The sequence below is a fragment of the uncultured Marixanthomonas sp. genome (assembly GCF_963974425.1).
Taxonomy (GTDB): Bacteria; Bacteroidota; Bacteroidia; order Flavobacteriales; family Flavobacteriaceae; genus Marixanthomonas.
Genome location: NZ_CAXBCK010000010.1, coordinates 69,483 through 81,560, shown reverse-complemented (window position 1 = coordinate 81,560; position 12,078 = coordinate 69,483). Strand labels below are relative to the sequence as shown.

Annotated in this window: 9 protein-coding genes; all 9 read left to right on the top strand. The window is 33.6% G+C overall.

Going from position 1 to position 12,078, the window contains the following annotated elements; all coding sequences use genetic code 11:
* Window positions 1-242: 242 nt before the first annotated feature.
* The 9 genes from AACZ92_RS04305 to AACZ92_RS04265 all read left to right on the top strand — a co-directional run bounded on the left by AACZ92_RS04305 (window position 243) and on the right by AACZ92_RS04265 (window position 12,071).
* Entirely contained in the window at window positions 243-623 is a 381-nt protein-coding gene (locus tag AACZ92_RS04305) for a hypothetical protein (RefSeq protein ID WP_339697496.1), read from the top strand.
* Window positions 624-632: 9 nt separating this feature from the next.
* Entirely contained in the window at window positions 633-1,277 is a 645-nt protein-coding gene (locus AACZ92_RS04300; RefSeq protein ID WP_339697494.1) for a hypothetical protein, read from the top strand.
* Between the two features lie 604 nt (window positions 1,278-1,881).
* A complete protein-coding gene (locus AACZ92_RS04295) occupies window positions 1,882-2,700 on the top strand; it encodes a histidine kinase (protein ID WP_339697492.1) in 819 nt (272 codons plus the stop codon).
* Entirely contained in the window at window positions 2,690-3,358 is a 669-nt protein-coding gene (locus tag AACZ92_RS04290; RefSeq protein ID WP_339697490.1) for a response regulator transcription factor, read from the top strand. The genes AACZ92_RS04295 and AACZ92_RS04290 overlap by 11 nt, the downstream gene beginning before the upstream one ends.
* Window positions 3,359-3,383: 25 nt before the next feature.
* Window positions 3,384-3,695 carry a DUF6122 family protein gene (locus AACZ92_RS04285; RefSeq protein ID WP_339697488.1) on the top strand — a complete coding sequence of 104 codons (312 nt, stop codon included), beginning with the start codon at window positions 3,384-3,386 and terminating at the stop codon, window positions 3,693-3,695.
* Between the two features lie 83 nt (window positions 3,696-3,778).
* Window positions 3,779-5,320, top strand: a complete 1,542-nt coding sequence (locus AACZ92_RS04280; protein ID WP_339697486.1) for a YifB family Mg chelatase-like AAA ATPase — start codon at window positions 3,779-3,781, stop codon at window positions 5,318-5,320.
* A gap of 142 nt (window positions 5,321-5,462) precedes the next feature.
* Complete coding sequence (locus AACZ92_RS04275; RefSeq protein WP_339697484.1) at window positions 5,463-7,862, top strand: T9SS type A sorting domain-containing protein; 2,400 nt, start codon at window positions 5,463-5,465, stop codon at window positions 7,860-7,862.
* 68 nt (window positions 7,863-7,930) lie between these two features.
* Complete coding sequence (locus tag AACZ92_RS04270; protein ID WP_339697482.1) at window positions 7,931-10,801, top strand: pitrilysin family protein; 2,871 nt, start codon at window positions 7,931-7,933, stop codon at window positions 10,799-10,801.
* 127 nt (window positions 10,802-10,928) lie between these two features.
* Entirely contained in the window at window positions 10,929-12,071 is a 1,143-nt protein-coding gene (locus tag AACZ92_RS04265; RefSeq protein ID WP_339697481.1) for a DUF2891 domain-containing protein, read from the top strand.
* Window positions 12,072-12,078: the final 7 nt, after the last annotated feature.

The following is a 12,078-nucleotide window of genomic DNA, read 5'->3' as shown; positions in this document are numbered from 1 at the left end:
TAAAGCAGGTTTTGACTGTTTTACACATTATAAAAGTATTCTTGATAAACCTACGTGGTTAGAATTACCCATAAAATACTATCCTCATACCAATAGAAAATTGAAATGGATCAAGCGGATGATGAAATTTCAATAACGTCTTTAAATATGACCTAAAAAGTTCATAAATATGAGGTTAATTTAAGTTAGTTTTCATAAAAAGGTTTCTTACTTTTATACTTTACTAACCAAAAATTCTATTTATGAGTCAAGAAGACAACTCAATTTCATTACAAACAGCACAAGATTGGACCACCGAATGGCGCTCCGTAGAATCTACTTACAACAAACACAATGAATGTAATGGATTTTTAATTCCCGCCGAAGATTTGCAAGCTGTTTTAGATGAAATGGCAACGCAAAGAAGCGGCAAGAAAAAAGTTCGTGCTTATATAGGGGTAGATCCTACAACCAATGAAGAAAAATTAATTTTTGTAGCAACACAGCCTGACGATCAAGATGATGGTAGTATTATCTATCGCGATATGATAAATGGATACAATGGATTGCAAACGGGAGGTAAATTGTATGATTTTACTTTACCAGATCCACCAGCCTCCGATCCCCTAAGCCCTTTGAATTAAAACCATTAAATGGAATTATTTCTTCTTTTAGGAAAAATAGGGGTTATTACAGTTGTAATTAATACTATTTTATTCTTTAAAAGCTTTACTTACAACGGTAAAGCTTTTAAAATCTTTACTTACTACTTGTTATTAATATCCATTATCCAGGTAATAAGTTATTTATTACATTTATTTACAGACTATAATTTATATATGTCTAACGTATATATTATTGTTCAATTTGCAGTTTTGACTCTTTTTTTCCGTGAACTATTAAACTTAAAAATACTTTTATATATAGGTATTTTGGTACTTGCTTTTTTAGGGTACCAATATGTAAGTGATTTTTCTTTATTTTTAAAATACAATTCTGTTGGTATTGCCTTAACGCAAGGGATTATTACGGTATATGCTTTATTATATTTTTACTTTTCACTGACTAAAAAAGATTCGAAGTTCTTATTAATCAATTTAGGCATTTTTCTATATATGATTAGTAGTAGTTTAATCTTGGCATCGGGAAACTTAGTGTTTAATTTCGATTTAATTTCGAAAGAAGACTATATATTATTGCTAACCTTAAACAGTGTATTCTATATTATTTTTCAAATTTTAGTTTTTATCGCTTGGTATGGAAACTTCAGAAAGAAAACTATACGTTATTTAAGCTAATGGATACGTTGTTGGATATCTCAAGTAATTTTGCGATAGCATTTTGTGTGTTAAATGCGCTTCTTTATATCTCTAGGCTTAAAGGAAACAATAAAGCCTTTAAAATATTTGCGGTTTATTTAGTTGTAATAGCCATTATACAGCTTAATGCATCGTTTTTAAAATTTATTGTTCCTATAAATAACAATCTTTTTCTCTTTCATTTTTATTACATTCTTCAGTTTATTTTTCTCACATTTTTTTATTTTGAGCTGTTGAAACATAAATGGATGTATGTTGTTTTGGGGATAGTTCTAGGTATTATCACGTTTCAGTTTATTGAAACCCCAGCTATGTTTTTTCGCTACAATCCATTAGGTGTTACAATCACCCAAGGTATTATTGTAATATATTCAGTCCTCTTTTTTTATAAGTACCTGCACGAAACAAATGAATTTCTTATCATTAACATAGGTCTTTTTTTCTATTTACTGTCTAGTATTTTAATTTTTGCCTCTGGTAACCTCGTGTTTAATATGGAATTAATTACAAAGTATGGTTATCGCTTATTATTGAACTTAAATAATGTACTCTATCTTGGCCTTCAATTTCTTATCTTCGTGACATGGTGGAAGAATTACTATTCCAAGAAGACTATCAAATAGTCGATCTTATCCTCATTGCCATTGCCCTTTTGGTAGCAATGGCGGTAGCTATTATTTTGTTTTTTTACTTTTCAAGAAAACGGATTATCAAAAGTGAACTGGAAAAGGCAAACTTGAAAATTGCCAATCAAAAAGAAATACTACAAACTACCATAATCACCCAAGAAGAGGAGCGAAAGCGAATTGCTCAAGACTTGCATGATGCCATTAGTTCAAAACTCAACATTGTTTCATTAAATGCTAACATGTTGTCATTAAAAGATATTTCTTCTGAAGAAACAAATAAAATAGCCAATAGCATTTTAAAGGTAACCGGAAACGTTTTGGAAAGCTCCCGAAAGATTGCTCACGATTTGTTGCCACCTACTTTAGATAAATTCGGACTGGAAGCTGCCCTAGAAGAGTTGTGCGAAGAAGTTGCCGACACCAATAGCTTTGAGGTAAATTGTAATTTACAGTATCCAGAACATTTTCTTAACAAGGATAAAGAATTGCATGTATTTCGTATCGTGCAAGAGCTGTTCAATAACTCCATAAAATATTCTGAAGCTACAAATCTAACTTTAAAAACCGAAATGGAAGGAAAACAACTACTTCTGTACTATTCCGATAATGGAAAAGGATTTGATGTTTCAATTGCCAAAAAAGCAAAAGGATTAGGGATGAGCGGTATTGAAAACCGAGTTGCCATTTTAAATGCAACTCATACTATAATATCTTCACCAGATAATGGAATTTCTGTAACTTTAGCCTTAAACCCCAGTAAAGATGAAAATTAACGTAGTAATCGCAGATGATGAAGAACTGTTTAGAGTAGGGATGGTGCACATTCTCTCTCGTGATTCAGCCATAGAAATTACATATCAGGCCAGTGACGGGAACGAGCTTTTGGAACACTTGGCAGGTTGCGAACAATTACCCGATATAGTTGTTACGGATATAAAAATGCCAGGATTAAATGGTGTCGAAGCTACCAAGGCGATACACCAAGCGTACGGTGAAATAGGAATTATTGCTCTTACTACATACAATACCAAACCATTTATTAGAAACATGATAGATGTAGGGGCAAGCGCTTACTTAGTGAAAAATTCACCACCTGAAAAAGTTTTACATACCATAAAACAAGTATATTACAATGGTTTCTATTACGATAAACACGTGATGGAAGTAGTGAATAGTAAAAAAGGAGGAAGTAAATACAGTGATAAAACTGTTTTTGATGACGAATTTTTAACTGAAAGGGAAGCAGAGGTTTTAGAGTTAATCTGCAAACAACATAAAACCGCTGAAATTGCTGAAAAATTATTTATAAGCCCAAGAACTGTGGAAGTACACCGTAAAAATTTATTGGATAAAGCAGATGTGAAAAACGTAGCGGGACTTGTCATCTTCGCAATTAAAAATGAATTGGTGCCTCCCATTATTATTGAATAGATGCTTTTAGCTTATCTAGTAAGAAATGCTGCAAACAGTTACACATTATTCGCTTCACTTTTTAGCCCCAGGTTTATTAGCGTGGATTTTTTTCAGAAATAACTGGAAACGCGCTTGGCTCATTATGATTGCCACCATGCTTGTCGATCTGGATCATTTGCTGGCAGACCCTATTTTTTCTCCCGGAAGGTGTAGTATCGGGTTTCATCCACTGCATTCCTATTATGCCATTTGTGTTTATTTGGTGTTTTTATTCTTCAAAAAAACCAGAATTATTGCGGTAGGATTGTTGTTTCATATGGTAACAGATTTTATTGATTGCTGGTGGATGAAATAATACTTTTTTTCTGAAAACGGTATAAATAAAAAATTACTATCTTTCCTTTTTATTCAACTCCCTTGTTTTAAATACTAAAAAATATGCTCACAAAAGTATATGGGAGTGCTGTTTTTGGCGTAGAAGCCACAACTATTACTGTTGAAGTAAATACTGATATTGGAGTTGGCTACCATTTAGTTGGTCTGCCAGATAATGCTATTAAAGAAAGTAATTACCGCATTGCTGCTGCCTTACAAAACAACGGATTTAAAATTCCTGGAAAAAAAATAACTCTAAACATGGCTCCGGCCGATCTTCGAAAAGAAGGCTCGGCTTACGATCTTACCTTGGCTATTGGAATATTAGTTTCTACTGGACAGATAAAAGAAAATCATCCCCTTTCAGAATACATTATTATGGGCGAACTTTCTCTAGATGGAAGTTTACAGCCTATTCGTGGTGCTTTGCCTATCGCTATAAAAGCTAAAGAAGAAGGGTTTAAAGGTTTTATTCTCCCCAAACAAAATGAAAAAGAAGCTGCAATTGTTGATGGGTTGGAAGTATACGGCGTAGAAACTATAAAAGAAGTAATCGATTTTTTCAATGCTGAAATTCCTCTAGAACAATCCATCGTTGATATGGAAGCTGAGTTCTATGAACATCTTGAAAACCCAGAATTCGACTTTAGCGACGTAAAAGGCCAAGAAAGTATTAAGCGTTGTATGGAAATCGCTGCCGCTGGTGGACATAATATAATATTAATTGGCCCTCCAGGCTCGGGTAAAACCATGTTGGCAAAGCGTTTGCCCAGTATTTTACCTCCATTGACTATTAATGAAGCGTTAGAAACTACCAAAATACACAGTGTTGCCGGAAGAACGAAACAAAAAGGAGGGATAATGACTTCACGCCCTTTTAGAAGTCCCCACCATACAATTAGTGATGTAGCACTGGTCGGCGGCGGACAATACCCCCAGCCAGGGGAAATTTCATTGGCACATAATGGTGTTTTGTTTTTAGACGAATTACCTGAATTTAAGCGAAGCGTCCTCGAAGTAATGCGACAACCGCTAGAAGACCGCGATGTAACCATTTCACGAGCACGATTTACAGTTACATATCCGTCCAGCTTCATGTTAGTTGCGAGTATGAACCCCAGTCCTAGTGGATATTTTAACGATCCAGATGCGCCAATAACTTCTTCACCAGCCGAAATGCAACGTTATTTAGGCAAGATTTCGGGTCCGTTACTAGACCGAATTGATATTCATATAGAAGTAACTCCTGTGCCTTTTGAAAAATTGAGCGAAGAAAGAAAAGGCGAAGCGAGCATCATCATACGAGAGCGAGTTACACAGGCCAGAAAATTACAGTCAAAACGTTTTGAAGAGTTTGAAAATATCCATTATAATGCGCAAATGGGCGTTAAGCAAATACGAACCTTTTGTAAATTAGATGAAGCTTCCTTACAACTATTGAAAACAGCTATGGAACGCCTTAACCTTTCCGCTCGAGCGTACGACCGTATTTTAAAGGTATCTAGAACGATTGCCGATTTAGATAATTCAGAAAATATAACGGGTAATCATATTTCCGAAGCTATTCAATATAGAAGCTTGGATCGTGACGGTTGGTTTGGTTAATTTTTAACTAATTTTTATTATAAAGGAATAAAATATTTAATTTACCCCAAAATATACTTTAATGAAACTGTGTTACTTTTTACTTTTTTTTATTTGTAGTTTACATATACATGCACAAATAATAGAATTTACAGACCAAAATTTGAAAAATAGATTAGTAAATACTAATTGCGTCATTACTTCACCAAATGGCTCATTACCTACAGAAGATGCAGATATTAATGATGATGGTGAAATAGATATTTACGAAGCTCAAGAAGTAAGATACTTGTCTTTAAAAAATAGTGAGATCTCTTCAATAGATGAAATTGGTTATTTTATTAATTTGGAACGTCTTTTAATTTACGGTAATCAAATTTCTACAGCAAACTTTAGTTCAAATGTTCAGCTCAAAACTTTAGATATCAAAAATAATTCTCTAACGAGTTTAAATTTTTCTGAAAATCAACACATAAGGACAGTGATTGCAGATGATAATGAATTACAAGAACTTACTTTATTAGATAATCAGGAATTAATACATTTAAATGTTTCTGGTAATGATTTTAGTGACTTATACTTAAATGAAGCTCCTAATTTAATTCATTTAAATTTTAGCTTTAATCCTAATATTTTGAATATAGACTTAGCTAGTAATGTTAATTTAACAGAATTATATGTTACGGGAAACAACTTAACCCAATTAGATTTATCTCAAAATATAGAATTAGAAATATTGAATTGTGCTGTTAATGAACTTCAATCTCTTAATTTAAGTCACAACACTAATTTACGTTCCTTAAATTGTGCTTATAATGAACTTACGGAAATATTAACGAATAGTAATCAACTAGATAATATAAATTGTGACTATAACAACCTTACTGAGATAGATATTTCAAATAGTAAAATGTTATATAACTTTAGCGCTGAACATAATTCACTCACTTCATTAGATATTACTTCAAATCACTTACTTAAAACTTTAGCAATTAACAATAACGCCTTAGAAACTTTGTTTATTAAAAACGGTAGTTCTTTAGTCTCTTTAGGTTTTGATAATAATCCTGATATAAGATTTATTTGTATAGATAGTGAGATAAATGGTTCGTTAGTGGAGTATTTTCAAGTGACAAATAAGCTTGAAGATTATGGATATGTAGATTGCCAAGTTAATTCATATTGTTCTTTTGTTCCAGGGGGGGGATATTATGATGTAATAGGAGAAACCAGGTTTGATATTGATGGAAATGGATGTAACATTACAGATGCTATTTATCCTTATTTAAAACTTAAAGTGTCTAATGGAACTGAAGAGGCAATTTTTATAGCAAATGGAGAAGGTAACTATAAAATTCCTTTGCAAGAAGGGCCTCACACATTTGTGCCAATGCTGGAAGAGATATCATATTTCACAATTGATCCTAGTATTGTACAACTAGATATCCCTACGGGACAAAACCCACATATTCAAAACTACTGTATAGTACCCGATGGAATACATGATGACTTAGAAATAACAATTGTTCCCTTAGAGCAAGCAGTACCAGGATTTGATTGTAGATATAAAATTATATATAAAAATAAAGGGAATACTACCCTTTCTGGAGAAGTGAAATTAACCTTTCAAGATGAATTTATGGATTTTTTAAATGCTACACCTTCTGAAAATTCACAATCTACAGATACTATTAATTGGATTTTTAATGATCTATTACCTTTTCAAACCAACGAAATTGAGGTTGCAATGCATTTAAATGCTCCAACCGATGTGCCTCCGTTAAACGGAGGTGAAATATTAAATTTTAAAACGTCAATTTTTCCCCAAGAAAATGATGAAACCATAGAAGACAATACTTTCACTTTAGAACAAACTGTTTTCAACTCTATGGATCCAAATGACATTAAATGTTTACAAGGCAATACTCTACCAGTAAATAAGATTGGAGACTATATTCACTATTTAATTCGCTTTGAAAACTTAGGAACAGTAAACGCTAGAAATATTGTAATTAAGGATGTTTTAAATACAGAAACCCTCAATCCATTGTCTATAGTTCCATTAAGTTCAAGCCATAATTTTGTTACTAGATTAAAAAATGACAATATATTAGAGTTTGTTTTTGAAGATATTCAATTACCCTTTACATCGCCAAATAATAAAGGCTTTGTTTTATTTAAGATAAAAACTAGAGGAAACTTACAGGTTGGGGAAAATATTATGAATAATGCTGAAATATATTTTGACTATAATTTCCCCATTGAAACCAATACTGAAAACACTGAAATTACTGAAGAAACCTTATCTATTTATGACTATAAATCGGGTGTAAATATTTATCCCAATCCTGCTAATAATATGTTATTTATTGAATTTTTACTTACATCAATAAAAAAACCTTCTCAAGTACTAATATTTGATTTAACGGGGAAACTATTAAAAAAGGAATTAATTGAAAGTAAAACTAATAAATTAGACATTTCAAATTTTTCAGCAGGAGTTTATTTAATAAAGATAGTTATTGATGAAAAAATAATTACAAAGAAAATAGTTGTTAATTGATTTAACATTTCGTTAAGATTTCAGCAAAACTGCAGTTGTATCTTTAGCGCTTACAAAACTAAACCAATATGATTGCAAAAAACAAAATTAAAATTACAGTTATTGCTCTGCTTGCAGTGGCTTTTACTTTTACTTCCTGTAAAAATGAAGAAACTGAAACCACAGAAGAAAGTGCTTCACTTTCTGTCGATTTTGAAAAGTATGAACTTGAAAACGGTCTGGATGTCGTGTTACACCAAGATAAAAGTGACCCGATTGTTTCAGTTGCCATTCAATATGGCGTAGGTTCTAACCGTGAAAAAACGGGCCGTACTGGTTTTGCTCACCTATTTGAGCATATGCTATTTCAAGAATCTGAGAACGTTCCACAAGATCAGTTTTTCAAAAAGATTCAAGATGCTGGCGGTACATTAAACGGCGGTACTTGGAAAGATGGAACTATTTACTACGAAGTGGTACCTAAAAATGCCATGGAAATGGTAATGTGGTTAGAAAGTGACCGTATGGGATACTTTATTAATACAGTTACCGAGTCTGCTTTTTATAACCAACAAGAAGTGGTTCAAAACGAAAAGAGACAACGTGTAGATAATAATCCTTATGGCCACACTGGTTGGGTAATCGATAAAAATATCTATCCAGAAGGACATCCTTACAATTGGCAAGTTATTGGTGAATTAAAAGACCTTCAAAATTCAACTATAGAAGATGTTCGCGAATTTTACGATCGTTTTTACGGTCCTAATAATGCGACATTGGTGTTAGCAGGTGATTTTGAAACAGCCGAGGCTAAAGAAATGATTGAAAAGTATTTTGGCGAAATCAAAAAACGTCAAGAAGTTGAAAAAATGGAACCACAACCGGTTACTATTTCTGAAACCAAAAGACTGTACCACGAAGATAATTTTGCGAATGCACCACAACTAAATATGGTGTGGCCAACAGTTGAGCAATATACTGAGGATGCATATGCATTAGATTTCTTAGCTGAAATACTTTCCGATGGAAAAAAAGCACCATTGTATAAGGTATTGGTAAAAGAGAAAGACCTTACTTCAAGAACTAGCGCTTACAATAGTTCGCAAGAATTGGCGGGTGAATTCCGAATTAATATTACCGCTAATAACGGTGTTGACTTAGATAGCGTAGAAACTGGAATTAATGAAGCGATGGCGATGTTTGAAAAGAATGGCGTGACCGATCGTGATATCGAGCGTATTAAAGCTGGTTTAGAAACAGATTTTTACAATGGAATAAGTAGTGTATTAGGGAAATCATTCCAATTAGCACGTTATAACACATTTACTGGAGATCCTGGATTTATCGAAGATGATATTGAAAACATCAAAAAAGTAACCAAGGAAGATGTTATGCGTGTGTATAACGAGTACATAAAAGATAAGCCTTTTGTGTTGACAAGCTTCGTACCGAAAGGACAAATGGAGTTGATTGCTGAAAATTCAGAAAAAGCGCCAGTTGTAGAAGAAGAAATTAAGGAGAATGTAGAGAAGAATATTGAAGAATCAACTGAAGAAGTAGCTAAAACTCCTTCAAATTTTGATCGTTCTATTCAACCTGAGCAAGGTGCTACACCAGAATTAAGCATTCCAGATACTTGGACGGCAGAATTAGATAACGGATTAGAAGTATACGGAATTGAGCAAAATGAAATTCCAACGGTTAACTTCAGTTTAGTAATCGAAGGCGGACATTTAATGGACGATAAAAATAAAAATGGTGTTGCTAACTTAATGACAGATATTTTAATGGAGGGTACGCAAAACAAAACTCCAGAAGAGCTTGAAGAGGCCATTGATCTTCTAGGAGCTTCTATTAATATGTACACTACCAACGAGTCTATTGTAATTCGTGGAAACACATTAACACGTAACTTCGATAAAACAATGGATTTAGTAGAAGAAATTTTACTAGAACCACGTTGGGATGAAGAAGAATTGGGACGTGTTAAAACCAAAACAATCAACCAGATAAAACGTAATGCCGCGAATCCAAACAGGGTAGCGAGCAATGTCTATGATAAATTGTTGTACGGTGAAGACCATATTTTCAGCCTTCCAACAAGCGGAACGGAAGAATCTGTAGAAGCCATAGAAATGGCAGATTTAAAGTCCTTCTATAACAACAATTTTTCACCATCAATTAGTACATTTCACGTAGTTGGTAAAATAGACAAAGAAGAAACCTTAAAGCAACTTAATGGATTAAAAGAGCGATGGGCAGCAAAAGAAGTAACCATTCCAGAATATACAATTCCGGAAAGTCGTGATAAAGCTTCTTTGTATTTTGTAGATATTCCTAAAGCCAAGCAATCGGTTATCAATATTGGATATATCGCATTACCACGTACCGATAAGGATTTTTACCCTGTTGAGGTGATGAACTATAAATTAGGTGGTTCTTTTAGCGGAAATGTAAACCTTATTCTTCGTGAAGAAAAAGGATATACATATGGAGCACGTACGGGGTTCAGCGGAAGCAAAATTCCAGGAACGTTTACTGCTTCCTCTAGTGTTCGTACCAATACTACAGGTGAGTCTGTTCAAATATTTAAGGATCAGATCGCTAACTACAAAGAAGGAATCAGTAAGGAAGATCTAGATTTCACTAAAAATGCAATGATTAAATCGAACGCGCGTCGTTTTGAAACGCAATTCTCATTATTGGGTATGCTTCAAGAAATGAGCAGTTACGACCTTCCTTCAAATTATATTGAAAACGAAGAGAGCATCGTTAAAAACATGACGCTTGAGCAGCATAAAGAATTGGCAAATAAATACCTAGACGAGTCTAAAATGGCTTATTTGGTTGTTGGTGATGCTGAAACACAGTTTGCTCAATTTAAAGACATGGATTTTGATGAAGTTAAATTAATCAACAAAGAAGGTGAAGAAGTAAAACTGGAAGACGTTAAAATGTAATTCAGAATTCACTAAAAAGTAAAAGGGATACCAATTGGTATCCCTTTTTTTGTTTCTAAAACTTAAATAGAAACTATATTTAATATCTTTAATATTTTAATAGAAACTGTTTCTGAAATATCCTACTATGAAAAATGTCCTTTCCTTGTTTTTTTTACTTTCCATATTGGTGAGTTGTAATTCGTCCGAAGAAAAAAAGAGTCCTGAAAACAAAATGAAACATGAAAATAAGATTGAAACTAAAAACGAAACTGAAATTCAGCAATACGATTCTCCTTCCTTTACACTAGCTGAAGCCAATCAATTAATAGAACTTCCATTGCATTGTGTGGAAAATGAATATCCAAACAAACTGGGACAGACCATTGGCAGTGATGAAGATTTACAATCCCCAGAGGCGCTACACCCAATTTTTTATGGCTGTTTTGACTGGCATAGCGCTGTTCACGGTTATTGGTCTATGGTTACACTAGTAAAACAGTTTCCAGATATGGAAAAGGCAGATAGGGTTAAAGAGATACTTCAGAAAAATATTACGGCTAAAAATGTATCAAAAGAACTTGAGTATTTTCAAAAAGACATTAATAAAAGTTACGAACGTACTTATGGATGGGCATGGTTACTAAAACTTTCAGAAGCATTACACACTTGGGACGACCCAATGGCAAAACAATTGGCCGAAAACTTACAACCTTTAACAGACGAGATCGTTTCGAAATATAAAGAGTATCTACCTAAACTAGTCTATCCAATTAGAGTAGGGGAACATGCCAATACTGCTTTTGGATTGGCATTTGCGTGGGACTATGCTAATGCTACAGAGAACACTCAATTACAAATTCTTATTTCAAAACGAGCTAAAGAATTTTATTTAAACGATGAAGGTTGTCCTATGACATGGGAACCCAGCGGATACGATTTTCTTTCACCGTGTTTAGAAGAAGTGGATATCATGCGTCGTGTGCTTCCGAAGGAAGAATTTACAGGCTGGCTTGATTCTTTCTTACCAACTTTAGAAGATAAAAATTATCAACTTGAACCGGGGAAAGTAGGCGATAGGAGTGATGGAAAGTTGGTTCATCTAGATGGGCTTAATTTTAGCCGAGCTTGGGTGTTGTATGGCTTGGCAAATCAATATCCAGAGTATGAATACTTAAAAAATGTGGCAAATCAGCATATTTCATATTCCTACCCTAATTTGGTAGGCGATACCTACGAGGGCGGTCATTGGTTGGCAAGTTTCGCTATTTACGCTCTGCAACAAAACTAAAAACACA

What these genes read in the sequence shown, in the direction of transcription:
- AACZ92_RS04305 (WP_339697496.1), top strand. Translation starts at nt 243, where the DNA reads ATGAGTCAAGAAGACAACTCAATTTCATTACAAACAGCACAAGATTGG.
- AACZ92_RS04300 (WP_339697494.1), top strand. Translation starts at nt 633, where the DNA reads ATGGAATTATTTCTTCTTTTAGGAAAAATAGGGGTTATTACAGTTGTA.
- AACZ92_RS04295 (WP_339697492.1), top strand. Translation starts at nt 1,882, where the DNA reads ATGGTGGAAGAATTACTATTCCAAGAAGACTATCAAATAGTCGATCTT.
- AACZ92_RS04290 (WP_339697490.1), top strand. Translation starts at nt 2,690, where the DNA reads ATGAAAATTAACGTAGTAATCGCAGATGATGAAGAACTGTTTAGAGTA.
- AACZ92_RS04285 (WP_339697488.1), top strand. Translation starts at nt 3,384, where the DNA reads ATGCTGCAAACAGTTACACATTATTCGCTTCACTTTTTAGCCCCAGGT.
- AACZ92_RS04280 (WP_339697486.1), top strand. Translation starts at nt 3,779, where the DNA reads ATGCTCACAAAAGTATATGGGAGTGCTGTTTTTGGCGTAGAAGCCACA.
- AACZ92_RS04270 (WP_339697482.1), top strand. Translation starts at nt 7,931, where the DNA reads ATGATTGCAAAAAACAAAATTAAAATTACAGTTATTGCTCTGCTTGCA.
- AACZ92_RS04265 (WP_339697481.1), top strand. Translation starts at nt 10,929, where the DNA reads ATGAAAAATGTCCTTTCCTTGTTTTTTTTACTTTCCATATTGGTGAGT.